This is a genomic window from Enterobacter cloacae complex sp. S2 (genome assembly GCF_015159675.1).
Taxonomy (GTDB): Bacteria; Pseudomonadota; Gammaproteobacteria; order Enterobacterales; family Enterobacteriaceae; genus Enterobacter; species Enterobacter intestinihominis.
In genome coordinates this window covers 368746-395079 of record NZ_JADDTS010000002.1, presented here as the reverse complement: position 1 = coordinate 395079, position 26334 = coordinate 368746, and the positions used below count along the sequence as shown (strand labels likewise).

Sequence of the window (26334 nt, the reverse complement as noted above, 5' to 3'; positions counted from 1 at the left end):
AGGGAACTGCCAGGCATCAATCAGGAAGAACCCCGTACCGGAAGGTGCGGGGTTTTTTGCTTTGTGCGCGGAAAAACATGCCGGATGGCGGCTTCCCCTTATCCGGCCTACAATTGTTAAAACGATTTTAACAATGGTGCCGCTTTGACTCGTCCTTTTGATTACCAACAAGATTTTGCAAATATAAATTTTCGCGAACATCCCGAACGGTATCAGGTTGGCCGGGGTGAGCAGGGCGTATTGATGGTCGAGCCTTATAAAAGCGAAATCCTTCCACACTGGCGTTTTAAAAATTCTGAAGTCGCAGCGCGTTCGGCACAAGAGATATACGCTCTATTTGAAGAGTACCGCAGTAAAAACGATTTTGTAGGCAGGGATATGGCGCGTAAATTCATACAAATGGGCTATACCCGCGCCCGGCGATACGCGAATCATAAGGGCGGTAAAAAGTATGATGCGGAACGACAAGTCAAACCCCTCGATCACGATCCAGTAAAAGCAGAAGCAGCCGCAGTCTTCAAAAAGTGGTGGGATAAAATTCGTGCAGACGAAGATTACTTGCAGCGAAAAAAGGCCCACCAGCAGTCCTGGGGATAATTACTGCGTCCGCTAATAATTAGATAGCTGATCGACTTCACAAAACGCAATGAAACATATCGGAAACATTTTATTTACCTAACGATTCGTTTTAAATCCGGTTTTACTGTTTGTGGGCAAAGGCCCGCAATGTGAGACAGGGGATATTAAAATGACAGAAACCGTAGCCAGTGCAGATACGGATAACACCAATTTGGCAGGTAAGGATACTCGCCGTCGGGTTTGGGCAATCGTTGGGGCCTCATCAGGAAACCTTGTAGAGTGGTTTGACTTTTACGTCTATTCATTTTGTTCACTCTACTTTGCGCATATCTTTTTCCCGTCAGGGAACACCACAACTCAGCTTTTGCAAACCGCAGGCGTTTTTGCCGCCGGGTTCCTGATGCGCCCTATCGGTGGTTGGCTATTCGGCAGGATCGCGGACAGGAAAGGGCGCAAGACATCCATGCTCATCTCTGTATGCATGATGTGCGTCGGCTCGCTGGTGATTGCCTGCCTGCCCGGTTATGAGACTATCGGAACATGGGCACCGGCGTTGTTGTTGCTGGCACGTCTGTTCCAGGGGCTATCGGTCGGTGGCGAATATGGCACCAGTGCGACATACATGAGCGAAGTGGCGGTTGAAGGGCGCAAAGGTTTCTATGCATCATTCCAGTATGTAACCCTCATTGGCGGACAGCTATTGGCGTTACTGGTTGTGGTGATCCTGCAACAAATCCTTAGCGATGAAGATTTGCGCGCCTGGGGCTGGCGCATCCCGTTTGCTATGGGCGCTGCCCTGGCGGTTGTCGCCCTGTGGCTACGCCGTCAGCTTGATGAAACCTCTCAACAGGAGGTCAGGGCGCTGAAAGAGGCGGGCTCGATGAAGGGGCTCTGGCGAAACCGCAAAGCATTTTTGATGGTGTTAGGTTTTACCGCCGCGGGCTCGCTAAGTTTCTATACCTTCACCACCTACATGCAAAAATATCTGGTTAACACCACGGGCATGCATGCAAACGTTGCGAGTGTCGTCATGACGGTGGCGTTACTCGTCTTTATGCTCATCCAGCCGATTGTCGGCGCGCTGTCGGACAAAATTGGTCGCCGTACCTCCATGCTGATCTTTGGCGGCATGCTCACCCTGGGTACCGTTCCGCTTTTGACGGCGCTACAGCATACAACCTCTCCGTATGCCGCTTTCGCTTTAATCATGGTGGCGCTCATTATTATCAGTTTTTACACGGCAATCAGTGGCATTTTGAAAGCGGAAATGTTTCCCGCACAGGTGAGGGCGCTGGGCGTAGGCCTCTCTTATGCGGTTGCAAACGCCCTGTTCGGCGGTTCGGCAGAGTATGTCGCGTTATCCCTTAAGTCATGGGGCAGTGAAACGACCTTCTTCTGGTATGTCACCGTTATGGGGGCGCTGGCGTTTATTGTCTCGCTGATGCTGCATCGCAAAGGAAAAGGTATCCGCCTTTAATAATGCGCCATCTGCCAGACGGCGTAGCCGGTTGTTGCCCCGGCTACGTCCCAGGCAAAATCTTTCCAGCTCCAGCCACTTCCCGAGGGGCGGCTATCCCAAAGTTCTTTTGATGCCCCCAGGCTGATGGAGAACATCAGGCCTATTGTGGCACTACGATCCCTGCTATAACCCTGGTGCAGCGCATACTCATTACCCGCAGCGGACATCATTGCAGACGCCAGAAAGTGCTGAGCTTTATCCTGACCCGACCAGTTATCATTAGCCATATGGCTGCAACCTGTCAGCAAAAGAGGGATTATCAGGCAAGGCGTACGCATTAACAGGCTCCATAAAAAAAGCCCCGTCGATGACAGGGCTCGTGTATTACAGAATGCGGCTGATGAGGCGATCGATACGGATCCGACGTAGACGGCGAATCAGCTTGCGAACTTTCACCGGGTAATCAGCGATGCTTTGCAGATCGCGATAATGACGAACCACTGTGGTATGCGTGCGTATAAGCTCCAGCTCACGATCGCGTTTCGCGGCTAACGCATGCTGAGGATCGTGAATCAGAATGGCGTTTTCCAAATCCAGACGCCAGGCGCGTGGGTTCAGGTTATTACCGGTCAGCAGCATCCACTCGTCATCAACCCACATTCCTTTGAGATGATAGCTGTTATCTTCATCTTTCCAGAGGCGCACGACGAGCTGGTCCGTGTTCACATAGTACTGTAAACGGCTCAGAAAGCGGCGCAGGTTAATCTCATAGAGATAAGGCAGTGCGCCGATGATCTTGAAAGGCTGATCTTCCGGAATGAAAAAGTCGTTTGCCGTTTTATCCCCGACAATGATTTCCACCTTTTTACCATCACGCAGCAACTGAATGATATTACGCACCAGAACGGCGGGAAGGTTGAAGTACGGGGTGCAGATGGTGAGCTTATGCTCCGCGCACGGCATCAAATGGAAGATAGTCTTGTTCAGGAGGCTGGATTTACCCAGGCCTACCAGAGGCGTAACGGACAGTTCTTCATTATTGGCATCACCCTGGAAACGATAAACCGCATCGCGCAGCTCCTGGCGGAAGGAGCGAACGTCGTTTTTGATTTCCGGGCTTTTCGGGCGATGAGGATCGTCAAGACGGTGCACACCCCGGCCATGAACCAGGTTTTTATCAACCCAGTTGAACATGATGTCGGTCATCTGCGGATTACGGATAAGATGGTAGCGATCGTAACGGTATTTATCGAGCTGATGGAGATACACATCATTCAGACTGGCGCCGCTATAAAGGACGCTGTCATCAATGATAAATCCTTTAAAATGAAGAACGCCAAGCGCTTCACGGGTATTCACCGGTACGCCATATACCGGTATATCAATACCCGGATTTTCCTGGGCCATGCGGCAATACCAGTCAGCATTGGTATTCGAGGCAGCCGCACCAATACGGCCACGCTGAGCACGGTGCCAGTCAACCAGCACGCGAACATCCAGTTCCGGACGCTGACGTTTCGCTTCATAGAGCGCGTTCAGGATCGCACGCCCACCTTCATCTTGTTCAAGATAGAGCGCCACAATGCAAATACGTCGCGTAGCGCTGGCAATCTTTTCAAGAAGCGTCTCCCGGAAATGAGCGGGAGCATAAAAGAACTCTACATCATCAACTGACTGAGAAATCTTCGGTAGTTGAGCAAGGTGTTGTTGATGTTTATTACGCTTAAATTTTGACAACATCACAGTGCGTTTCTTCTCTGTTCATTGAAGGGTTGTCTGTACCAGGCAAACAACATAAGCGGACAATGATACCCCAGTGCCGGGAAAAGTGGGTAACATTTCCAGCAGCTTACTCTTGTTTATCCGTCGAAGTCAGGCTGAGGGACAAAGAGACAATGCCTTCATCCAGCTGGATATCAACGTCAAAACCGAGCTTCCGCGCCAGGGTCACCATACCCCGATTATTTGGCATAGTAATGCCATTGAGCCGTGACAATCCGTGATCGCGCGTATAACCAATGAGTTTTTCGAGCAGCCGTCTGCCCAAACCCAAACCTTTAAGATCGGAACGCACCAGTACGGCAAACTCCGCATCCACGTTATCCGGGTCGGAAATGGCACGCGTCACGCCGAGGATCTCTTCTCCCTCTGCGGAACGGCGGACCGCCACAATCGCCATTTCTCGATCGTAGTCGATCTGGGTCATATTGGCTAAATCGTCGTGGGTAAATTCATTAATTTCGCTGAAATAGCGATAGTACAAATCTTCTTTCGTCACCTGCGAGATGAACGCTCGCAGCAGCGGCTCGTCTTCCGGCAGGATAGGGCGAAACAGTGCCCGCTCTCCATTTTTCATCTCCACCCACTCTTCCAGATGGAGAGGATAAGGACGAATGGCGAGACGGCTTTCCCGGTCACCGACAAATGGCGCAATTTCCAGCGTCACGTCGAGGGCAGTGAATTCATTTCCGGAAGCGAGGAGCGGGTGGATGTCCAGGCGCTGGATCTCCGCACAGTCAACAATGAGGTTGGAGACCTTCACCAGAAACTGGCTTAACCCGGCGATATCAAGCGGCCTCAGAGCGCTTCTGCCGCGGATTTTTTTACTTTTGATGGCCTGAATAACCAAATAACGCGCCAGGTTCATGTTTAGAGGTGGAAGCGCGACAGCCGCTTGTTCTTCTGGCCGCCATTCAACGCCGCCTTCACCCAGCATAATAAGTGGACCAAAAACCGGATCGTGTTCGACGACCACGCGCAGCTCCTGCGCACCTGCTCGGTTAGCCATGCTCTGCACCAGCAGGCCGTGGATCCGGGCCTGTGGCCACGTCATTTTAACGCGATCGATAATGGCATCCGCGGCCTGTTGTACTTCTGTCGCGGTGCGCAGATACAGCATGACGCCCTGAACATCCGATTTGTGCGGAATATCGGGGGAGCGCAGCTTCAGCGCGACCGGATAGCCAATCTGCTCAGCGATATGTACCGCCTCAGCGCTGTCACCGGCAATCCAGGTCGGCAGTGTTTGCATCCCATAGCAGCCAAGAATGGGTTGCACTTCATGCGTATCAAGCGAAGTGGCGCCCTCTTCGATGGCCTGTTGCAATAAACTGTGTACGTCCACCGAATTTGCTGTGAGGTTGCCCGGTAGGGCAGGCGTTTCACGCAGCTGCTTCTGGTTGCGGCGGTACTCAACCATATGCATAAACGCGGTTATGGTGCCCTCTGGCGTACGGTAGGTTGGCAACCCGGCTTCACTAAACAGACGTCGCGCTTCCTGCGAGGAGAACTCGCCGCACCAGTTGGTCAGCAGGGTGACGTATTTGCCGCGCGGATGGTTTCGGACAGCCTCAATCAGCGTTCGTGCACTTTCGCTGCCTGGCGCAACCGCGCTGGGCGAATGGATAATCATCAGCGCATCAAAGTCCTGGCTATCCAGCAAAATCGTGATCGCCTTAATGTAACGATCGCTGCTGGCATCATCGCGCAAATCGAGGGGATTATCGGGAACAACGCTTCCCGGTAACGCGTCCCGCAGGCGCTGGAGCGTCTCTTCACCCAGCGTGGCCAGCTTGCCGTTGCGTAGCCAGAGCTCGTCCAGCGCCAGGGCGGCGGGAGCGGCTCCGTTGCTGACAATCATCAGCTTTTCACCGCGCAGGGGACGCATGTGGCTCAACGTTTCGACGGCGGAAAAAAGCTCGTGCGTATCCTGTACCCGCAGTAAACCGGCGCGCTGGATCGCTGCATCCCATGCGGGATCCATCCCGGAATGGGAATGCAGCAGGCGCTGAGCCGCGGGGCTGCGCCCGCTTTTGATGACCAGAATCGGTTTATTACGCGATGCGCTACGCGACGCCGACACAAAACGACGGGCGTCGCTCAGGTGTTCAAGGTAGAGCAGGATAGCGCTGGTTTTGCTGTCACGCGCCAGGAAATCCAGCAGCTCATCGACGTCAATGTCCAGGCTGTCGCCGAGGGCGATGAAATAGGAAAAGCCCATCTCACGCTGCTGCGCCCAGTCGAGGATGGTATTGGATACCGCTGCCGACTGTGAAATAAAGGCCAGTTTGCCTTTACGGATCGGAACCGGGGAAAAACTGGCATTCAGCCCTTGCCAGGGCGCAAGCAGACCGAGGCTATTTGGACCAAGAATGCGCATCTGGTAGCGGCTGGCGCAGGCCAGCAGTTCGGGCTGCTGTTCAGGAGGCGAGGAAAGAATAATGCAGGTTTTACAGCCTTTCTGACCGAGCGACTCAAGCAATTCGAGGTTTCGTTTCGCATGCGTACAGAGCACGGCGAGGTCGGGAACAAACGGTAAACTTTGCACGTCCGGCCACGCCAGCACCCCCTGTACCGCTTTATAAGCGGGCGTAACGGGCATGACCGGGCCGTTAAACCCGCCAGCCAGCAGGTTACGCATCATCAGATACCCTGCGCGGTCCGGTTTCATCGAGGCGCCAATAACGGCAATGGATTTCGGACGGAGTAGCGCTTCTAACCCTCTCTGGCTCATGCAGGCCTCCTGTGAATGCAAGCGACCTGATGATTTTAAACGCTTTCTGTCTCTGTTGCTGTGACGCTACCCTTATGAACGGTTTTTCCTGCCAGATAACGTTCGCGGAAGCAGGAGAAGTGGGAGCTTAATGCGCTGGCCGCCTGGGTATCGCCCGCCAGATCCAGTAGCGCAATGGCGACTTCAGCGGTGCAATATTGACCCTCGGCATGCGCTTCTCGTAAGCGATAGGCCGAAACGCGCGACAGATCGACGGAAATCACCGGCAGCGCATCAAGATAAGGGCTTTTGCGAAACATCTTTCTTGCTTCGGTCCAGGTGCCGTCGAGCATAATAAACAGCGGCGGCTTACCGGATGGTGGCGCCGTAAGCACCTGGCGTTGTTCGCCTGCATATGATGCCGGGAAAACGACCATGGGCTGATAGTCCGGGTTTGCCACCAGGTCAAGCAGAGCCTGAGGTGGCTCAGTGCGCGACCACTGAAATGCTGCGGTATTGGGCAGAATATCGGCGATCAAACGCCCCGTGTTGCTGGGCTTCATCGGTTCGGTATCGAACATGACCAGACAAAAACGGCTTTTAGCCTCGCTCGGTGCAAGCGTTTCGCACAGACACACTTTCAGCGGTAAAAGGCAGCGCTGGCAGCGGCGAATACGATTGCCTCGGGCCAGAAAAGGGCGGGTTGCGCGCGCAAGGCGCTCGGCGCGTAATTGAAGTACAGCGTTATCAGTCATGGGCGAAAAGGCAGGAAAAAACCCATTTTCGCAGAGGAGAGAACGGGGCACAAGATGTGCCCCGTGAATGTTACAGGGATTCGTTTAACCAGCTGTCGAAAGGCGCCTTCGGTACTGCACCATTGAGCATGTCGATCACTTCCCCATTTTTGAAAATCATAATGGTTGGAATGCTGCGAATGCGAAAACGGGCGCTGAGTTCACGTTCCGCTTCGGTATTCACTTTAACAAAACGCATTTTCCCGCTGCGCTCTTCAGCCACGTCTTCGAAGATGGGCGCAAAGTTACGGCAGGGGCCGCACCACGGTGCCCAGAAATCGACCACAACCGGCAGATCGTCCTTGAGGAGTTTGTCCAGCGTAGCACCCGTCGCGTTAATGACATCGCCATCAAATAATTCGTGGCCACAACGCCCGCATTTCGCACCGTCATCCATCCGATCGTCCGGAATGCGGTTTAAAGCCTGACAGTTGGCACATACGGTATTCATAACTAACCTCTGATAGAGCCTTGGAACAACGGCAGAACGCCGATAATGTTTCTGATATGTTACATATTATCAGTGAGCCTGTATAAATCGACAACGCGTTTTATTCAATGGGAACAATAGTCACAGGCTTTTGTACGAAATTATGGCTATGAGCTTGCACATCGGGTAATCTGCGCGCTTCGCGCAGCGCTGGTGGAGAAAAGCATGAACGACGAAATGAAAAACAAAAGCGGCAAGGTCAAAGTGATGTATGTCCGCAGTGATGATGACTCTGATAAACGCACCCAAAATCCGCGTACCGGAAAAGGTGGCGGGCGTCCGGCGTCTTCTCGTGCAGACGGTGGCCGTCGCCCCGCCCGCGATGACAGAAATAACCGCGGCGATGACCGCAAACGTGATGACCGTAAGCGTGACGATCGCAAACGCGATGATTTTGTCCGCGACGGTGGATCGCCATGGCGTACCGTTTCGCGCGCGCCCGGTGAAGAGGCGACCGAAAAAGCCGATCACGGCGGTATCAGCGGAAAAAGCTTTATCGATCCGGAAGTGCTGCGTCGTCAGCGTGCGGAAGAAACCCGTGTATATGGCGAGAACGCCTGTCAGGCCCTGTTCCAGAGCCGCCCGGAGTGTATCGTTCGCGCATGGTTTATCCAGAGCGTGACCCCGCGCTTTAAAGAAGCGCTGCGCTGGATGGCGGCGAACCGTAAAGCCTACCACGTGGTTGACGATGCCGAGCTGACAAAAGCGTCCGGGACTGAACACCACGGCGGCGTCTGCTTCCTGATCAAAAAACGTAACGGCACCACCGTGCAGCAGTGGGTCAGCCAGGCGGATGCCGATGACTGTGTGCTGGCGCTGGAAGATGTGGGTAACCCGCATAACCTGGGCGCTATGATGCGTAGCTGCGCGCACTTTGGCGTGAAAGGCGTTCTGTTGCAGGATGCCGCGCTGCTGGAATCCGGTGCGGCAATCCGTACCGCGGAAGGCGGTGCTGAGCATGTTCAGCCGATCACCGGCGACAGCGTGCTGGAGGCCCTTGAGCAATTCCGTAACGCGGGCTACACCATTGTCACCACCTCAAGCCGTGCCGCTACGCCGCTGTTTAAAGCGACGTTGCCGCGCAAAATGGTGCTGGTGTTAGGTCAGGAGCGCGATGGTCTGTCTGATGCGGCACTCTCCAGCGCTGACATGAGCGTTTCTATCGACGGCACTGGCAACGTTGAAAGCCTGAACGTATCCGTTGCGACCGGCGTGCTGCTGGCCGAATGGTGGCGTCAGAACAAGGCATAAGCCTTATATGTGCCGGGCCTGACCCGGCACATTCAAACCCTACTCACTCTCTGCCGGTAACACAGGCATCCAGTCAATCGGCTTTTCGCCACGCTTTTCCAGCCACTCATTCGTCAGAACAAAATGGTTACTGCCAAAGAAACCGCGATGCGCAGACAGCGGCGACGGGTGCGGTGCTTTCAGTACGTGATGGCGCTGACGATCGATAATCGCCCCTTTCTTTTGGGCATGTGAACCCCAGAGTAAAAACACGACGCCTTCACGATGCTCATTGATTAGGCTGATAACCTTATCGGTAAAGGTTTCCCATCCCAGACTGGCGTGGGAGTGTGCCTGACCCGCCCGGACGGTTAATACGGTATTCAGCAACAGCACGCCCTGGCGCGCCCAGCTTTCCAGATAACCGTGATTAGGGCGGGTGAAACCCGGAATCGTTCCTTCCAGCTCTTTATACATATTCAGCAGAGAAGGGGGAATGGCCACGCCCGGACGCACGGAAAATGCCAGTCCGTGAGCCTGCCCGGGACCATGGTACGGATCCTGCCCCAGTATAACCACCTTCACGTCGCTCAGTTCGGTGTAGCGAAAGGCGTTAAATACATCTTTCTGCGGTGGATAAATTATCTGGCCGGCCTGCCGTTCAGCCGCAACGGTACTGAGGGTATTAATAAAATAGGGCTGCTGCTTCTCTTCTGCCAGCACGTCATGCCAGGTTAAAGGTGTTGTCATCTCGCTCTCCTGCGAATTTCATTCTCTGCCTAGCTTACCTGCTAATGCCTGGTGAGCAAAATTACCCGCGGAAAAGCGGCTAAGTGTCTCAATTTATGTTGAAAACCAGGCAGGGTAAGTTGAATTGGTAAATCATTAAAATTGATCTAAAACAAAAAATTCAGACCACACTCTTTATGTGGTTAGTGATTTTGTTGATTTAAATCAATAAATCACCCGGGTCTGAATGTTATATATACACACAACAAACAATGGTTTTACCAATTGGCCGCAAAAGGCCAGCATCAGTTAATGTAGCCTAAGGGAGGCAACACATGATTACAGGTATCCAGATTACTAAAGCTGCAAATGACGATCTGCTGAACTCTTTCTGGCTGCTGGACAGCGAGAAAAACGAAGCGCGCTGTGTAGTAGCGAAAGCAGGTTTTGCGGAAGACGAAATCATTCCGGTGAGCAAACTGGGCGAAATTGAATACCGTGAAATTCCAATGCAAGTGCAACCAGAAGTGCGCGTGGAAGGTGGTCAGCACCTGAACGTTAACGTCCTGCGTCGTGAAACGCTGATGGATGCTGTTGAGAACCCAGAAAAATACCCGCAGCTGACCATCCGTGTGTCTGGCTATGCGGTGCGTTTCAACTCTCTGACTCCGGAACAGCAGCGCGACGTTATCGCCCGTACCTTTACTGAAAGCCTGTAAGGTTTCAGCTTCGGGGGTGGAATAAAAAAGCCGGGAATGTCCCGGCTTTTTTTTACTCTTCAGTTTTTGTCTCTGGCGCAGCAGAACTTGGCTTACGGCGCTTACCAATATTTTTGGTATCGCGGTGGCGCTGCTTCACGCGCGGCTTCTCTTTTTCTTTCTCTTTTCTCTCAGCACGTTTCGCGAGCGCTTTCTTGGACGGTTTACCCGTCATTTTTTCACTCGGCGCACGTGTCGTCGGACGAAGTTCGTCAATCACACGAGCTTTTAGCGGCTCATCAACGTAGCGGCCAATTTTTTGGAGCAGCAGATGGTCGTGCGCTTCTACCAGAGAAATAGCAATCCCTTTGCGGCCCGCACGGCCGGTACGACCAATACGGTGCAGGTAAGTATCACCGCTGCGAGGCATATCAAAGTTGATCACATGGCTCACGTCCGGGATGTCGATCCCGCGCGCGGCAACGTCGGTTGCAACCAGCACATTCACGCGACCATCGGTCAGGCGCTTAATCCCTTCGGTACGCTTAACCTGTGCCATTTCACCTTCGAGATAGCAGTTGTTGATGCCAGCGTTGCGGAGCATTTCTGCCAGCTCATGCACGCGCTCGCGTTTACGTACGAAGACGATGGTACGGGTTGCTTCTTCCTGCTTCAGCAGATGTTTCAGCAACTCAACTTTATGCTCAAGGTTATCTGCGCGGTAGTACCACTGGTGGATCTTCTTACGCTCACGCGTCGATGGCGTAGCGGACACTTCCACCGGATCTTCCAGCAGACGTTCGGCGAAATCTTTAATGGCATCCCCTTCAAGGGTTGCCGAGAACAGCATTGTCTGGTTACGCCAGCGCGTTTCACCCGCGATGTGTTCGATATCCTGGGCAAAGCCCATGTCCAGCATGCGGTCAGCTTCATCGAGAATCAGCGTTTCCACCGCCCGGCAGTCGAAGTTCTCTTCTTTTATGTATTGCAGCAGACGGCCTGTCGTCGCGACAACGATATCCTGGTTTTCGCTGAACACTTCGGCGTGGTTCATATACGCTACGCCGCCGGTGATGGTCGCGATATCCAGATGGGTGTTCGCCGCCAGCTCACGCGCGTGTTCGGCAACCTGCATCGCCAGTTCACGGGTCGGGGTCAGGATCAAAATGCGCGGCGGCCCTGATTTTTTACGCGGAAAATCGAGCAAATGCTGCAACACAGGCAGCAAGTAGGCTGCTGTCTTCCCCGTGCCGGTTGGCGCAGAACCGAGCACATCGCGGCCCTCAAGCGCAGGCGGAATGGCCGCGGCCTGAATGGCGGTCGGGCGTGTAAAGCCTTTACTCTCAAGAGCATTGAGCAGGCTTTCATCGAGTTCAAGTTCGGAAAAAGTCGTTACAGTCATGTTCTACCTCTGTGTGGGGCGCTGATTATAGACGTTACGGCTGTAATCTTCATCTGTTTGTATGGATATCGCTTTTCGACCACTTCGCTTTCCCCTATGCTACTCCAGTTTCACACAGAAGGTTGCCCTGACATGTCTCAACTCAAAGCGCAGTTGCGCCGCGATGGTTTTACGTTTAAACAATTTTTTGTGGCGCACGATCGTTGCGCAATGAAAGTCGGTACAGACGGTATTTTACTGGGTGCATGGGCCCCTGTCGCAGGTGTAAAACGCATTCTGGATATTGGTACGGGCAGCGGACTTCAGGCGCTGATGCTGGCGCAGCGTACCGAAGAACACGTCACTATCGACGCCGTTGAGCTTGATCCTCAGGCGGCCCAGCAGGCAAGCGAAAACGCTGCCGATTCTCCGTGGGCAGAACGGATCAGGGTGGAATGTGCCGATGTCCTGACCTGGGCACTGGAGCAGACTGCGCGTTACGATTTGATCGTCAGCAATCCGCCGTATTTCACGCCAGGTGTGGAGTGTGGAACGCCGGAACGCGAGCAGGCACGTTACACCGGCTCGCTCGATCACAAGGCGCTACTGACCAGCGCGGCGGAACTCATCTCGGAAGAGGGATTTTTCTGCGTGGTCTTGCCCGAAAGCACGGGTAACACCTTCATTGAGATCGCTCGGGATATCGGCTGGAGTTTGCGTCTTCGTACCGATATTTCGGATACGGAAGGTCGCTTACCGCACCGTGTGTTGCTGGCGCTCTCGCCGAAAGAGGGGGAGTGCTTTACCGACAGGATGGTTATTCGCGGGCCAGACCAGCGTTATTCCGAAGATTACACTGCCCTGACCCAGGCCTTTTATCTGTTTATGTGAACCTGCGGCGTCAACACCGACGGGCCGGACGTTTCCAGCGGGTCGGGATAGTCCAGCGTATAATGCAGGCCACGACTCTCTTTGCGCATCATCGCACAGCGTACAATCAGCTCGGCAACCTGCACAAGGTTGCGCAGCTCCAGCAGATTATTGGAAACGCGGAAGTTGGCGTAATATTCATCAATTTCCTGCTGTAACATCATGATGCGGCGTAACGCGCGTTCCAGACGCTTCGTTGTGCGTACAATCCCGACATAATCCCACATGAGAAGCCGCAGCTCGTGCCAGTTATGCTGGATAACCACCAGTTCGTCCGGGTTCTCTACTCGACTTTCATCCCATGCTGGCAGGTGCGTTGTTGGACGTGCATAGGGCATGCGTTTGGTTATATCTTCCGCAGCCGACCACCCATACACCAGACACTCCAGCAATGAGTTTGATGCCATGCGATTCGCACCATGCAGGCCGGTGTAACTGACCTCGCCGATCGCATACAAACCATCCACGTCGGTACGACCATGATCGTCAACCATCACCCCGCCACAGGTATAGTGAGCGGCAGGCACAATCGGCACCGGATCGCGGGTTAAATCGATACCCAGACTCCGCAGCTTTTCATAAATCATCGGGAAGTGCTGGCGAATAAAGTCTGCCGGTTTATGGCTAATGTCCAGATACATACAGTCCACGCCAAGCCGCTTCATCTCGTGGTCAATGGCGCGGGCCACGATATCCCGCGGGGCAAGTTCACCTCGGGGGTCGAAGTCCGGCATAAACCTGGAACCGTCCGGTCGCTTGAGATACGCGCCTTCGCCGCGCAACGCTTCAGTTAACAGGAAGTTACGTGCCTGCGGGTGGAACAGGGCGGTAGGATGGAACTGATTAAACTCCATATTCGCTACGCGGCAGCCTGCGCGCCAGGCCATGGCGATACCGTCTCCGGAGGCGATATCCGGGTTAGTCGTGTACTGGTAAACCTTGGAGGCGCCGCCGGTCGCCAGCACAACGGCTTTAGCCTGGCAGGTTTCCACCTTCTCTTTATTCCGATTCCACACCCATGCGCCGACAACACGGCGCGTGCCGGGCAGGTCAATTTTATCGGAAATAATCAGGTCGACGGCGTTACTGCGCTCCAGCACCCGAATATTGGGATGGCTGAGGGCTTTGCTGACCAATGTGGTTTCAACCGCTTTTCCTGTTGCATCAGCAGCGTGCAGAATACGGCGATGGCTGTGTCCGCCTTCACGGGTCAGATGATAGCTCTCTTCACCATTAGGCTGAACCTGCGTATCAAACAGCACGCCCTGGTCGATAAGCCATTGCACGCAGTGGCGGGCATTGCTGGCGACAAACTCTGCGGCATGCTCATCCACGATCCCGGCACCGGCAATCAGAGTGTCTTCTACGTGTGAGGCAATGCTGTCCGTTTCATCAAACACGGCGGCAATACCGCCTTGTGCATAGAAGGTGGAACCTTCGCTCATCGGCCCTTTACTCAGCACGATTACGTTCTGATGTTCCGCCAGGCGCAGCGCGAGGGAGAGGCCAGCAGCACCGCTGCCGATAATCAGTACATCACAATGGAGTTCAGGCGTTGTATTCATGATGTTTGTTTAATTTACTAAACATGGTCTGGGCAGAATAGCATTGTGATGCGAGTTATCGCACGTTTTTTTTGAAGCGTGTTGCAATGACTAAACGGATGGCCGGAAGTTAAATCATCGCTAAATGACTGGAATTATTTTGCGAAGCAGATCGTTAGCTTCAGATTTTGTGGTGAAATAAAGCCTGTGTTGCGTTACTCTTCTGACGATAAAGTTAATGATTCTTGTCAGAAAGCGGGTGCGTATCGTGAACAGACTTATAATGAGAGAAAATGAACGGTCTGCGGCGCGATGAACAAAAACAAAGGCGTTACGGAACTTATTGAAGAACAGACGCTCTAATGCGGTGCTTGCTCAAAGTGCAATGTTGTTAGAGTGGCGTTTCGATAACGCGTGGAATTTGGTTTGGGGAGACATTACCTCGGATGAGCGAGCAGTTAACGGACCAGGTCCTGGTTGAACGGGTCCAGAAGGGAGATCAGAAAGCTTTTAACCTACTGGTGGTGCGCTACCAGCATAAGGTAGCGAGTCTGGTTTCCCGCTATGTACCGTCAGGCGATGTTCCTGATGTGGTACAAGAGTCTTTTATTAAGGCCTATCGCGCGCTGGATTCATTCCGGGGGGATAGTGCTTTTTATACCTGGCTGTATCGTATTGCAGTCAATACGGCTAAGAATTATTTGGTTGCTCAGGGGCGTCGTCCGCCTTCAAGTGATGTTGACGCTATCGATGCAGAAAACTTCGAAAGTGGCGGCGCGCTGAAAGAAATTTCGAACCCTGAGAACTTAATGTTGTCAGAAGAACTGAGACAAATCGTTTTTCGCACGATCGAGTCGCTCCCGGAAGATTTACGCATGGCAATTACGTTACGGGAGCTGGATGGCCTAAGCTATGAAGAGATAGCCGCCATCATGGATTGTCCGGTCGGCACGGTTCGTTCACGAATTTTCCGTGCGCGAGAAGCCATTGATAATAAAGTTCAACCGCTTATCAGGCGTTGACGATAGCGGGATACTGGAAAAGGTATTAGGCATGCAGAAAGAAAAACTTTCCGCTTTAATGGATGGTGAAATGCTGGATAGTGAGCTGCTCGATGAGTTGTCTCATTCTCCCGAAATGCAACAGACCTGGGAGAACTATCATCTTATCCGCGACACTCTGCGGGGTGATACCAGCGATGTTCTCCATTTCGATATCTCAGCACGCGTTATGGCGGCCATTGAGAACGAACCTGTTCATCAGACCACGCCGCTTATTCCTGAAGCGCAGCCTGCACCTCACCAATGGCAGAAAATGCCGTTCTGGCACAAGGTGCGTCCATGGGCCAGCCAGCTCACCCAGATGGGAGTCGCTGCGTGTGTATCGCTTGCAGTTATCGTTGGGGTCCAGCACTATAATACCCAGTCTGAAGCCAGTCAGCAGCCTGAAGCGCCAGTGTTCAATACGCTGCCGATGATGGGTAAAGCCAGTCCGGTTAGCCTGGGCGTACCGGCAGATGCCTCCGCAAGCGGCGGACAGCAACAGCAGGTACAGGAGCAGCGTCGTCGCATTAATGCGATGTTGCAGGATTACGAGTTGCAGCGTCGTCTGCACTCCGAGCAGCTTCAGTTTGAGCAGGCCCAAACCCAGCAGGCTGCTGTGCAGGTGCCAGGAAACCAAACTTTAGGAACGCAATCGCAGTAATGAAGCAACTTTGGTTCGCCATGTCTTTGATGGCGGGTAGCCTGTTCTTCTCTGCTAACGCCTCGGCTGATGTTTCATCCGGGGCGTTGTTGCAGCAAATGAATCTGGCCAGCCAGTCACTCAATTACGAGTTGGCATTTATTAGCATCAATAAGCAGGGTGTCGAATCGTTACGCTATCGCCACGCCCGCCTTGATAATCAGCCGCTCGCCCAGCTTTTACAGATGGATGGCCCGCGTCGGGAAGTGGTCCAGCGTGGGAACGAAATCAGCTATTTCGAGCCAGGCCTTGAGCCGTTTACGCTCAATGGTGACTACATCGTTGATTCCCTGCCATCGCTCATTTACACCGATTTTAAACGTCTCGCCCCCTACTATGATTTTATCTCGGTGGGGCGAACGCGTATTGCCGACAGGTTGTGCGAAGTGATCCGCGTAGTCGCGCGGGATGGGACACGTTACAGCTATATCGTCTGGATTGACGCAGAGACGAAGCTGCCGATGCGCGTTGATCTGCTCGATCGCGACGGTGAAACGCTGGAGCAGTTCCGCGTGATCTCCTTCGACGTGAACGGTCAGGTTGGCAACAGTATGCAGAATCTGGCCAAAGCCAGCCTGCCGCCTTTGCTTTCCGTACCTGCCGGCGATTCTGTCAATTTCAACTGGGTACCTTCCTGGATCCCGCAAGGATTCAGCGAAGTATCCAGCAGCCGTCGCCAGCTGCCGACTATCGAAACACCGGTTGAATCGCGCCTCTATTCCGATGGGCTATTTAGCTTCTCGGTGAATATCAATCGCGCTACGGCGAACAGTTCCGAACAGATGCTCCGTACCGGTCGCCGGACGGTTAGCACGACGGTACGCGATAATGCGGAAATTACCATTGTTGGTGAATTACCGCCGCCAACAGCAAAACGTATTTCAGACAGCATTAAATTCAGGGCTGCGCAATGATTAAAGAGTGGGCGACGGTCGTATCCTGGCAGGATGGCGTAGCGCTTGTCAGCTGTGACGTTAAAGCATCATGCAGCAGCTGCGCTTCGCGAGCCGGTTGCGGCAGCCGCGTATTGAATAAGCTGGGGCCGCAAACGTCGCACACTATTGCTGTGTCGAGCGATCAGCCGCTGGTGGCAGGGCAAAAAGTGGAGCTCGGCATCGCTGAAGGCAGCCTGCTCACTTCCGCCATACTGGTTTACCTTTCTCCGCTCGCCGGACTTTTCGTGATGGGCGGGGTTTTCCAGATGCTGTTCGGCACAGATTTGGCCGCCATGTGCGGTGCCGCCTTGGGCGGTGTGGGCGGGTTCTGGCTTGCTAAAGGCGTTTCCCCAAGGCTTACCGCCCGGGAAGCCTGGCAGCCCGTCATTCTCAGCGTTGCACTGGCACCCGACCAACTTCGTGTTGAGACGCTCTCTTCTGAGGCCCGGTGATCTGCCGGGCTTTATTATTATTTACATCGCAATAAAGTAAACGCCGTCTCTTCGCGCTATACCTGACTCTAAGTGCATTTCCAGCAGACGAGGTTGTAGTGTAGAATGCTGCGTTTTCGCACTGAAAAACGTCAGGCTAAGAACAGCGGCCTCCAGGAATTCGTAAGGCATAATTATTTAACTATATGAAGAACATACGTAACTTTTCGATCATTGCTCACATTGACCACGGTAAGTCGACGCTGTCTGACCGTATTATCCAGATTTGCGGTGGCCTGTCTGATCGTGAAATGGCAGCCCAGGTTCTGGACTCCATGGACCTGGAACGCGAACGCGGTATTACCATTAAAGCCCAGAGCGTGACGCTCGACTATAAGGCTTCCGATGGTGAAACCTACCAGCTGAACTTTATCGACACCCCAGGGCACGTTGACTTCTCTTATGAAGTGTCACGCTCGCTGGCGGCCTGCGAAGGCGCGCTGCTGGTGGTGGATGCCGGGCAGGGCGTAGAGGCCCAGACGCTGGCAAACTGCTATACCGCCATGGAAATGGATCTCGAAGTGGTGCCGGTTCTGAATAAAATCGACCTGCCAGCCGCCGATCCTGAGCGCGTAGCGGAAGAAATTGAAGACATCGTCGGTATCGATGCGACCGATGCAGTGCGCTGCTCGGCAAAAACCGGCGTAGGTGTTCCGGATGTACTGGAACGTCTGGTGCGTGACATTCCGCCGCCGGAAGGTGACCCGGATGCGCCGCTCCAGGCGCTGATCATCGACTCCTGGTTTGATAACTACCTGGGTGTTGTCTCGCTGGTGCGTATTAAAAACGGTACCATGCGTAAAGGCGACAAAATCAAGGTCATGAGCACCGGGCAGGTCTACAACGCTGACCGCCTTGGCATCTTCACGCCAAAACAGGTTGACCGTACCGAACTGAAATGCGGCGAAGTGGGTTGGCTGGTCTGTGCAATTAAAGACATCCTCGGCGCGCCAGTGGGCGATACCCTGACCGGCGCACGTAACCCGGCAGATAAAGCGCTGCCAGGCTTCAAAAAGGTGAAACCGCAGGTTTATGCGGGTCTGTTCCCGGTCAGCTCCGACGATTACGAAAACTTCCGCGATGCGCTCGGAAAGCTGAGCCTCAATGATGCTTCCCTGTTCTATGAGCCAGAAAGCTCAACGGCGCTGGGCTTCGGCTTCCGCTGTGGCTTCCTCGGTCTGCTGCACATGGAGATCATTCAGGAACGTCTGGAGCGTGAATACGATCTGGATCTGATCACCACCGCCCCGACGGTTGTCTACGAAGTAGAAACCACGTCGAAAGAGGTCATCTACGTCGACAGCCCTTCCAAGCTCCCGCCGCTGAATAATATTCAGGAACTGCGCGAGCCTATCGCAGAGTGTCACATGCTGCTGCCGCAGGAGTTCCTCGGCAACGTGATCACCCTGTGTATTGAGAAGCGTGGCGTGCAGACCAACATGGTGTACCACGGTAACCAGGTGGCGCTGACCTATGAAATTCCGATGGCGGAAGTGGTGCTCGACTTCTTCGACCGTCTGAAGTCTACCTCCCGTGGCTATGCGTCACTGGACTACAACTTCAAACGCTTCCAGGCCTCCAACATGGTTCGCGTGGACGTGCTGATCAACGGCGAGCGTGTTGATGCCCTGGCGCTGATCACCCACAACGATAACGCACCGTACCGTGGTCGTGAGCTGGTTGAGAAGATGAAAGAGCTGATCCCGCGTCAGCAGTTTGACATTGCGATTCAGGCGGCCATTGGTAACCACATCATTGCCCGTTCAACCGTGAAGCAGTTGCGTAAAAACGTTCTGGCTAAGTGCTACGGCGGCGACGTCAGCCGTAAGAAAAAGCTGTTGCAGAAGCAGAAAGAAGGTAAGAAGCGTATGAAGCAGGTCGGTAACGTTGAGCTGCCGCAGGAAGCATTCCTTGCCATCCTTCATGTTGGTAAAGACGGAAACGGTAAATAACCTTAAGGAGTTGGCATGGCGAACATGTTTGCCCTGATCCTGGTCATCGCTACCCTGGTAACAGGTCTGTTATGGTGCCTGGATAAGTTTATCTTCGCCCCAAAACGCCGTGAACGTCAGGCTGCCGCGCAGGCTGCCGCGGGCGATACGCTGGACGCGAAAACCCTGAAAAAAGTCGGCCCAAAACCGGGCTGGCTGGAAACAGGGGCATCGGTCTTCCCGGTGCTGGCGATTGTGCTGGTGGTGCGTTCATTTATCTATGAACCGTTCCAGATCCCGTCAGGATCGATGATGCCAACGCTGCTGATCGGTGATTTCATTCTGGTTGAGAAGTTTGCCTATGGCATCAAAGATCCGATCTACCAGAAAACGCTGATCGAAACGGGTCATCCGAAACGTGGCGACATCGTGGTGTTTAAATATCCGGAAGATCCACGGCTGGATTATATTAAACGCGCGGTAGGTCTGCCGGGCGATAAAGTAACCTACGATCCGATAGCGAAGGAAGTGAGGATTCAGCCAGGCTGTAGCTCTGGAACTGCATGTGAAAATGCGCTGCCAGTCACTTACTCCAACGTTGAGCCAGGTGATTTTGTGCAGACCTTCGCCCGCCGTAATGGCGGTGAAGCGACCAGCGGATTCTTCCAGGTGCCAAAAGGTGAAACCAAAGAGAACGGTATTCGTCTGGTTGAACGCAAAGAGACGCTGGGCGATGTCACTCACCGCATTCTGACTGTGCCAATCGCACAGGACCAGCTGGCAATGTACTACCAGCAGCCGGGCCAGCAGCTGGCGACCTGGATTGTGCCGCCGGGACACTACTTCATGATGGGTGACAACCGCGATAACTCTGCGGACAGCCGTTACTGGGGCTTTGTGCCGGAAGCGAATCTGGTCGGTAAAGCAACCGCTATCTGGATGAGTTTCGAGAAGCAGGAAGGCGAGTGGCCGACCGGCGTTCGCCTGAATCGTATTGGCGGAATTCATTAATTTTCGTCAAAAATAACACGTAGCGGCTTTTATTCGCCGCTACGTGAATTATTTCAGCGATAAATCTCTTTGAACTAACGACATCCCCTGTCGTTGCGTATAGAATATTCCCCCGAAGTTTAAGGTTGGCCCTGCAAGGGTGCCACGGCACACGAAACCGCGTTGGTTTTCTCAGGTCGGTTTCGTGTGCTGCATTTTTGACGCATTCATTTATTGGTATCGCATGAACCCCATCGTAATTAATCGGCTTCAACGGAAGCTGGGCTACACTTTTCATCATCAGGAGTTGTTGCAACAGGCATTAACCCATCGCAGTGCCAGCAGCAAACATAATGAGCGTCTCGAGTTTTTAGGCGACTCTATTTTAAGTTTCGTGATTGCAAATGCGCTTTATCATCGTTTTCCGCGTGTGGACGAAGGTGATATGAGCCGCATGCGCGCCACGCTGGTGCGCGGCAACACCCTCGCTGAAATCGCACGCGAGTTTGAGCTGGGTGAGTGTCTGCGTCTGGGGCCGGGTGAGCTGAAAAGTGGTGGGTTCCGTCGTGAATCCATTCTTGCCGATACGGTCGAGGCATTAATCGGTGGCGTGTTCCTGGACAGCGATATCCAGACCGTAGAAAAGATGATCCTGAACTGGTATCAGACCCGTCTGGACGAAATCAGCCCGGGCGATAAACAAAAAGATCCGAAAACGCGTCTGCAAGAATATTTGCAGGGTCGTCACCTCCCGCTGCCATCCTATCTGGTGGTGCAGGTACGTGGCGAAGCGCACGATCAGGAATTTACCATCCATTGCCAGGTCAGTGGCCTGAGTGAACCGGTGGTCGGCACGGGTTCAAGCCGTCGTAAGGCTGAACAGGCTGCCGCCGAACAGGCGTTAAAAATGCTGGAGCTGGAATGAGCGAAGAAAAAACGTATTGCGGATTTATTGCCATCGTCGGACGTCCGAACGTTGGCAAATCCACCCTGTTGAATAATCTGCTTGGACAGAAGATTTCCATTACCTCGCGTAAGGCGCAGACCACGCGTCACCGCATCGTTGGTATCCATACTGAAGGCGCGTATCAGGCGATCTACGTCGATACCCCGGGCCTGCACATGGAAGAGAAGCGTGCCATCAACCGTCTGATGAACAAGGCGGCGAGCAGCTCCATTGGCGATGTAGAGCTGGTGATTTTCGTTGTGGAAGGCACCCGCTGGACGCCGGACGACGAAATGGTCCTGAACAAGCTGCGTGACGGCAAAACGCCGGTGATCCTCGCGGTCAATAAAGTGGACAACGTGCAGGAAAAAGCCGATCTGCTGCCGCATCTGCAATGGCTGGGCAGCCAGATGAACTTCCTGGACATCGTCCCGCTGTCTGCGGAAACGGGTCTGAACGTCGATACCATCGCGGGCATCGTGCGTAAACATCTGCCGGAAGCGACTCATCACTTCCCGGAAGACTACATCACCGATCGCTCTCAGCGTTTTATGGCGTCTGAAATCATCCGTGAGAAGCTGATGCGTTTCCTGGGCGCTGAACTGCCGTACTCTGTGACGGTGGAGATCGAGCGTTTCCAGAGCAACGAGCGTGGCGGCTACGATATTAACGGTCTGATCCTCGTTGAGCGAGAAGGGCAGAAGAAGATGGTGATCGGCAATAAAGGTGCCAAGATCAAAACTATCGGAATCGAAGCCCGTAAAGACATGATGGACATGTTTGAAGCACCGGTTCACCTGGAACTGTGGGTGAAAGTGAAATCTGGCTGGGCCGATGATGAGCGTGCGCTGCGCAGCCTCGGTTACGGCGAAGATCAGTAACCTAAGACGACGAGCATATGGATGGATGGCAGCGCGCCTTTGTCCTGCATAGTCGTCCCTGGAGCGAAACCAGCCTGATGCTGGACGTCTTCACGGAAGAGTCCGGTCGCGTGCGCCTTGTTGCCAAAGGCGCACGTTCCAGACGTTCTAATCTGAAAGGTGCCTTGCAGCCTTTCACCCCGCTGCTGGTCCGCTTTGGCGGGCGAGGGGAAGTCAAAACCCTGCGCAGTGCTGAAGCCGTCTCCCTGGCGCTTCCTCTTTCTGGTATCACGCTCTACAGCGGTTTGTATGTCAACGAACTCATTTCACGGGTTCTTGAACATGAGACCCGCTTCTCTGAACTTTTCTTTGATTACCTGCACTGTATTCAGGCACTTGCTGGCGCAACCGGCACCCCTGAGCCTGTGCTGCGTCGTTTCGAACTGGCGCTGCTCGGGCACCTTGGTTACGGCGTTGATTTTCTGCACTGTGCGGGAAGCGGAGACGAGGTAGAAGACACCATGACCTATCGCTATCGTGAGGAAAAGGGCTTTATTGCCAGTGTCGTCGTCGATAACAGCACTTTTACCGGGCGCCAGCTCAGAGCACTGTATGAACGCGAGTTCCCGGACGCCGACACCCTGCGTGCGGCAAAACGCTTTACCCGAATCGCGCTCAAGCCGTATCTTGGGGGCAAACCTTTAAAGAGCCGCGAATTATTCAGGCAGTTTATGCCGAAACGCTAATGTTTTACCCCTCACCCCAGCCCTCTCCCGGAGGGAGAGGGAGAAGGTAAATGACCAAAAATACCGAGGATTGTCATGGCTGAATTACTGTTAGGCGTCAATATCGATCACATCGCCACGTTACGTAATGCACGCGGTACCGCGTATCCCGATCCGGTTCAGGCGGCATTTATCGCTGAGCAGGCTGGCGCCGACGGCATTACCGTCCACCTGCGTGAAGATCGTCGCCACATCACTGACCGCGACGTGCGCATCCTGCGTCAGACGCTGGATACCCGCATGAACCTGGAGATGGCGGTGACAGAAGAGATGCTGGCGATTGCCTGCGAGACCAAACCGCATTTCTGCTGCCTGGTGCCGGAAAAGCGTCAGGAAGTGACCACCGAAGGCGGTCTCGATGTGGCCGGGCAGCTCGACAAAATGCGCGATGCCTGCAAACGCCTGGCGGATGCCGGTATCCTGGTATCTTTATTTATCGACGCCGATTTCACCCAGATTAAAGCCGCTGCCGACGTGGGTGCGCCGTATATTGAAATTCACACCGGCTGCTATGCCGATGCCGAAAACGACGCAGCGCAGGCGAAAGAGCTGGAGCGAATCGCCAAAGCGGCAACCTACGCCGCGAGCCTGGGACTGAAGGTGAACGCCGGACACGGCCTGACCTATCACAACGTAAAAGCCATTGCTGCCCTGCCGGAAATGCATGAGCTGAACATTGGCCACGCCATTATTGGTCGTGCGGTGATGAGCGGCCTGAAAGAGGCGGTGTCCGAGATGAAGCGCCTGATGCTGGAAGCGCGTCAGTAATGGCTATTCTGGGCTTAGGCACCGACATCGTCGAAATAGCCCGCATTGAAGCGGTGATCGCCCGCAGCGGCGATCGCCTCGCAAGACGCGTGCTGAGCGATAACGAATGGGCTATCTGGGAGGCGCATCAACAGCCGGTGCGCTTTCTGGCAAAGCGCTTCGCGGTAAAAGAGGCGGCGGCGAAAGCGTTCGGCACGGGCATTCGTAACGGCCTGGCGTTTAACCAGTTTGAAGTGTTTAACGATGAGCTGGGTAAGCCACGTCTGCGTTTATGGGGGGAGGCGCTTAAGCTGGCGGAAAAGCTGGGCGTGGCGCACATGCACGTAACGCTTGCAGATGAACGCCACTATGCCTGTGCGACGGTGATTATTGAGAGTTAAATTTTGTCCGCATGGTGCATCAGGACAAACTTATCCCACAACTGTTCTTCGTTCTCGACGTGTGCCGGATCTTTTAAGATCGTATTGGGAATTGGGCACACCTTCTGGCAGGTCGGCGTTTCATAGTGGCCGATGCATTCGGTGCAGCGGTCGCTGTTAATCTCATAAATGCTGTCGCCCATCGAAATCGCCTGGTTCGGGCATTCGGGTTCGCACATATCGCAGTTGATGCATTTTTTGGTGATTAACAGCGCCATCAGGAAATTCTCAGAAACATCACAAACAGGGCGGGCATTATACGCTCATTCGTTGTTCAGACCAGTTTTTTTACCAGCTCTTCGCTGTGCCGAATACGTTCTGGCGCACGCTCCAGATCCTGCTGAACCAGCGCCATAAACAGCAGGTCCGTCAGCATCATCTGCGCACTCGTCGACGAAATCGCCGCGCTGCGAGTGGCCTGTTCCTCGGCAATGGTATACAGGCAGCGGGTTGCCCGTTGCTGGAGCGCATTCGGGCTAAATCCGGTAATCGCCAGAATTTTTCCCCCTACGCGCAGGGCTTCGTCGGTGGCCATATTAATTTCACGTCGCTCGCCGGAATAGGAGATGGCCAGCAGTAAATCGTCAGGATCCATGGCCTGCACGGTCGCCAGCAGCGCGTGCATATCCTGTTCAACGATGGCGTTATAGCCGATTTTTGTCAGCTTCCAGCCAAAGTTACGCGCAACCAGTCCGGAGGCGCCGATCCCGGTCAACACAATACGCCGCGCGTCGCGAAGCATGGCTACGCTTTCCAGCAGCTTCTCTTCCGTGTTTACATCCAGCGTGGCATGCATTGCCGCCACGTTCTCCTTGATCAGCTTTTCGCCCACCAGACGCATCGGATCGTCGCCACGGATCTGGTTATGCACCGGCATTGACTGCGGATTCGGGTTGCTCACCAGTGCTTCACTGATCGCCAGCTTTAGCGCCGGAAAGCCCTTATAGCCTATTTTCTGGGCGAATTTCACCACGCTCGACTGACTCACTCCGGCTTCGCCTGCCAGCTGCTGGGAGCTGAGGTGTCGCGCGCGATCGGGCTGAGAAAGTAAAAAATCCGCCAGCTTTTTATCACTCTGGGCAAACCCTGCGTAGCGCTGACGAATACGAATTAAACAGTTCATACGGTCTCCTGGCGAAAATGTGATTACCCGCGCAAATACGAATTTTGCTCGCCTGAATGAATTTTATATTCCATTATAGTGCGTTTATTATGAATTAAAAATTCCAGAGGTAAATAACATGAATCTTGGCTCTCTTGTTTCTGAAACGCGTAACCCGCAAACCATGGATCTTGATGCACTGTCCACGCTGGAGCTGGTAAACCGCTTTAATCAACAGGATACCCTCGTCGCGCTGGCAGTCAAAGAGACATTGCCTGAGGTAGCAAAAGCCGTAGACGCCGCTGCCGACGCTCTCAAAGCAGGAGGACGCATTATTTATATGGGAGCGGGAACCAGCGGGCGCCTCGGGGTGCTGGATGCCTCAGAATGTCCGCCGACTTTTGGCGTTCCGCACGGGCTGGTCGTTGGCCTGATTGCCGGTGGCCCCGGCGCGCTGCTGAAAGCGGTAGAAGGGGCAGAAGACAATAAACAGCTTGGGGAAGATGATCTCAGGGCGCTAAACCTGACCGCGCAGGATCTGGTGGTCGGGCTGGCGGCTTCTGGTCGTACGCCGTACGTCATTGGTGGACTGGAATATGCCAGACAGACCGGGTGCACCACAGTGGCCATCTCCTGTAACCCGGGCTCGCCGATTGCGCAGGTGGCCGCCATTGCCATCTCTCCGGTCGTCGGGCCGGAAGCGCTCACCGGCTCCACACGGCTGAAGTCGGGTACCGCGCAGAAGCTGGTGCTCAATATGATCTCCACCGGCGCGATGGTGAAATTTGGCAAGGTCTACCAAAACCTGATGGTGGATATGCAGGCCACTAACATCAAGCTGGTGGACAGAGCGTGTCGCATGGTGATGGAAGCGACAGGCGCCAGTCGTGAAGAGGCGGAAAAGGTGCTTCAGCAGACCGATCACGATGTAAAACCCGCCATTCTGATGATATTAACCGGGCTGGATGCAGCCGCGGCCAGAGCCAGACTCGAAGCCCATCACGGGTTTTTACGGGCGGCATTAGAACACCAATAAGA

General features: G+C 54.0%; 27 protein-coding genes. 17 read left to right on the top strand and 10 right to left on the bottom strand.

Annotation, left to right across the window (positions count from 1 at the left end; all coding sequences use genetic code 11):
* The first annotated feature begins 144 nt into the window (after positions 1–144).
* Both IPZ49_RS02460 and IPZ49_RS02455 read left to right on the top strand, forming a co-directional pair.
* Positions 145–597, top strand: coding sequence for a DUF4385 domain-containing protein (locus tag IPZ49_RS02460; protein ID WP_063146782.1), 453 nt, complete (start codon positions 145–147; stop codon positions 595–597).
* Between the two features lie 151 nt (positions 598–748).
* Positions 749–2056 carry an MFS transporter gene (locus tag IPZ49_RS02455; RefSeq protein WP_038416531.1) on the top strand — a complete coding sequence of 436 codons (1308 nt, stop codon included), beginning with the start codon at positions 749–751 and terminating at the stop codon, positions 2054–2056.
* Here IPZ49_RS02455 and IPZ49_RS02450 read toward each other — a convergent pair.
* From IPZ49_RS02450 to trxC, 5 genes are all read right to left on the bottom strand, one after another.
* Complete coding sequence (locus IPZ49_RS02450; protein WP_022649053.1) at positions 2053–2376, bottom strand: YfiM family lipoprotein; 324 nt, start codon at positions 2374–2376, stop codon at positions 2053–2055. The two genes, IPZ49_RS02455 and IPZ49_RS02450, sit on opposite strands and share 4 nt — an antisense overlap.
* 46 nt (positions 2377–2422) lie before the next feature.
* A complete protein-coding gene (pssA, locus tag IPZ49_RS02445) occupies positions 2423–3778 on the bottom strand; it encodes a CDP-diacylglycerol--serine O-phosphatidyltransferase (protein WP_023306731.1) in 1356 nt (451 codons plus the stop codon).
* A gap of 109 nt (positions 3779–3887) precedes the next feature.
* A complete protein-coding gene (pat, locus tag IPZ49_RS02440) occupies positions 3888–6551 on the bottom strand; it encodes a protein lysine acetyltransferase (protein WP_063146781.1) in 2664 nt (887 codons plus the stop codon).
* 35 nt (positions 6552–6586) lie between these two features.
* Positions 6587–7285 (bottom strand): tRNA-uridine aminocarboxypropyltransferase, encoded by a 699-nt coding sequence (tapT, locus tag IPZ49_RS02435; RefSeq protein ID WP_022649050.1) that lies wholly within the window; start codon positions 7283–7285, stop codon positions 6587–6589.
* Between the two features lie 70 nt (positions 7286–7355).
* The gene (gene trxC / locus IPZ49_RS02430) at positions 7356–7775 is read right to left on the bottom strand and encodes a thioredoxin TrxC (protein WP_003860733.1); all 420 of its coding nucleotides are present in this window, start codon (positions 7773–7775) and stop codon (positions 7356–7358) included.
* 204 nt (positions 7776–7979) lie between these two features.
* Between trxC and IPZ49_RS02425 the strand changes: the two genes are divergently transcribed.
* Entirely contained in the window at positions 7980–9065 is a 1086-nt protein-coding gene (locus tag IPZ49_RS02425; RefSeq protein WP_023300740.1) for a tRNA/rRNA methyltransferase, read from the top strand.
* A gap of 39 nt (positions 9066–9104) precedes the next feature.
* Here the strand turns inward: IPZ49_RS02425 and ung are convergent, their stop codons facing one another.
* Positions 9105–9794, bottom strand: a complete 690-nt coding sequence (gene ung / locus IPZ49_RS02420) for a uracil-DNA glycosylase (RefSeq protein WP_038416527.1) — start codon at positions 9792–9794, stop codon at positions 9105–9107.
* Between the two features lie 314 nt (positions 9795–10108).
* On the opposite strand from ung, the gene grcA reads away from it, so the two are divergent.
* Positions 10109–10492 carry an autonomous glycyl radical cofactor GrcA gene (gene grcA / locus IPZ49_RS02415; RefSeq protein ID WP_063146780.1) on the top strand — a complete coding sequence of 128 codons (384 nt, stop codon included), beginning with the start codon at positions 10109–10111 and terminating at the stop codon, positions 10490–10492.
* 52 nt (positions 10493–10544) lie between these two features.
* Here grcA and srmB read toward each other — a convergent pair whose 3' ends face one another.
* On the bottom strand, positions 10545–11873 hold the full coding sequence (srmB, locus tag IPZ49_RS02410; RefSeq protein WP_022649047.1) for an ATP-dependent RNA helicase SrmB: 1329 nt from the start codon (positions 11871–11873) through the stop codon (positions 10545–10547).
* A 132-nt stretch (positions 11874–12005) separates the two neighbouring features.
* Between srmB and IPZ49_RS02405 the strand changes: the two genes are divergently transcribed.
* A complete protein-coding gene (locus IPZ49_RS02405; protein WP_058677483.1) occupies positions 12006–12743 on the top strand; it encodes a tRNA1(Val) (adenine(37)-N6)-methyltransferase in 738 nt (245 codons plus the stop codon).
* On the opposite strand, the gene nadB is transcribed toward IPZ49_RS02405, so the two are convergent.
* Positions 12728–14347 (bottom strand): L-aspartate oxidase, encoded by a 1620-nt coding sequence (gene nadB, locus IPZ49_RS02400; RefSeq protein WP_063146779.1) that lies wholly within the window; start codon positions 14345–14347, stop codon positions 12728–12730. The two genes, IPZ49_RS02405 and nadB, sit on opposite strands and share 16 nt — an antisense overlap.
* A gap of 425 nt (positions 14348–14772) precedes the next feature.
* Here nadB and rpoE point away from each other — a divergent pair, with 425 nt between their 5' ends.
* The 11 genes from rpoE (at position 14773) to acpS (ending at position 24155) form a co-directional block, all read left to right on the top strand.
* Complete coding sequence (gene rpoE, locus IPZ49_RS02395) at positions 14773–15348, top strand: RNA polymerase sigma factor RpoE (protein ID WP_006176728.1); 576 nt, start codon at positions 14773–14775, stop codon at positions 15346–15348.
* Positions 15349–15379: 31 nt separating this feature from the next.
* A complete protein-coding gene (gene rseA / locus IPZ49_RS02390; RefSeq protein WP_022649044.1) occupies positions 15380–16030 on the top strand; it encodes an anti-sigma-E factor RseA in 651 nt (216 codons plus the stop codon).
* Positions 16030–16983 carry a sigma-E factor regulatory protein RseB gene (gene rseB / locus IPZ49_RS02385; protein WP_022649043.1) on the top strand — a complete coding sequence of 318 codons (954 nt, stop codon included), beginning with the start codon at positions 16030–16032 and terminating at the stop codon, positions 16981–16983. Before rseA ends, rseB begins: the two co-directional genes overlap by 1 nt.
* The gene (rseC, locus tag IPZ49_RS02380; protein WP_022649042.1) at positions 16980–17456 is read left to right on the top strand and encodes a SoxR-reducing system protein RseC; all 477 of its coding nucleotides are present in this window, start codon (positions 16980–16982) and stop codon (positions 17454–17456) included. The genes rseB and rseC overlap by 4 nt, the downstream gene beginning before the upstream one ends.
* 185 nt (positions 17457–17641) lie before the next feature.
* Positions 17642–19447, top strand: coding sequence for a translation elongation factor 4 (gene lepA, locus IPZ49_RS02375; RefSeq protein ID WP_022649041.1), 1806 nt, complete (start codon positions 17642–17644; stop codon positions 19445–19447).
* Positions 19448–19462: 15 nt separating this feature from the next.
* Positions 19463–20437, top strand: coding sequence for a signal peptidase I (gene lepB / locus IPZ49_RS02370; protein ID WP_023306724.1), 975 nt, complete (start codon positions 19463–19465; stop codon positions 20435–20437).
* A 223-nt stretch (positions 20438–20660) separates the two neighbouring features.
* Positions 20661–21341: a ribonuclease III gene (gene rnc / locus IPZ49_RS02365; protein ID WP_023300736.1), complete on the top strand. Its 681-nt coding sequence runs from the start codon at positions 20661–20663 to the stop codon at positions 21339–21341.
* A complete protein-coding gene (gene era / locus IPZ49_RS02360) occupies positions 21338–22243 on the top strand; it encodes a GTPase Era (protein ID WP_022649038.1) in 906 nt (301 codons plus the stop codon). The genes rnc and era overlap by 4 nt, the downstream gene beginning before the upstream one ends.
* 17 nt (positions 22244–22260) lie before the next feature.
* Positions 22261–22968 (top strand): DNA repair protein RecO, encoded by a 708-nt coding sequence (recO, locus tag IPZ49_RS02355; RefSeq protein WP_015572142.1) that lies wholly within the window; start codon positions 22261–22263, stop codon positions 22966–22968.
* Between the two features lie 75 nt (positions 22969–23043).
* On the top strand, positions 23044–23775 hold the full coding sequence (pdxJ, locus tag IPZ49_RS02350) for a pyridoxine 5'-phosphate synthase (protein ID WP_015572143.1): 732 nt from the start codon (positions 23044–23046) through the stop codon (positions 23773–23775).
* Complete coding sequence (gene acpS, locus IPZ49_RS02345) at positions 23775–24155, top strand: holo-ACP synthase (protein ID WP_015572144.1); 381 nt, start codon at positions 23775–23777, stop codon at positions 24153–24155. The genes pdxJ and acpS overlap by 1 nt, the downstream gene beginning before the upstream one ends.
* Here the strand turns inward: acpS and IPZ49_RS02340 are convergent.
* Positions 24152–24412 (bottom strand): YfhL family 4Fe-4S dicluster ferredoxin, encoded by a 261-nt coding sequence (locus IPZ49_RS02340; RefSeq protein WP_023300734.1) that lies wholly within the window; start codon positions 24410–24412, stop codon positions 24152–24154. The two genes, acpS and IPZ49_RS02340, sit on opposite strands and share 4 nt — an antisense overlap.
* Before the next feature lie 56 nt (positions 24413–24468).
* Positions 24469–25317 (bottom strand): MurR/RpiR family transcriptional regulator, encoded by an 849-nt coding sequence (locus IPZ49_RS02335; protein WP_023300733.1) that lies wholly within the window; start codon positions 25315–25317, stop codon positions 24469–24471.
* A 118-nt stretch (positions 25318–25435) separates the two neighbouring features.
* Between IPZ49_RS02335 and murQ the strand changes: the two genes are divergently transcribed.
* Positions 25436–26332 carry an N-acetylmuramic acid 6-phosphate etherase gene (gene murQ, locus IPZ49_RS02330; protein WP_023306721.1) on the top strand — a complete coding sequence of 299 codons (897 nt, stop codon included), beginning with the start codon at positions 25436–25438 and terminating at the stop codon, positions 26330–26332.
* The last annotated feature ends 2 nt before the right edge of the window (positions 26333–26334 follow it).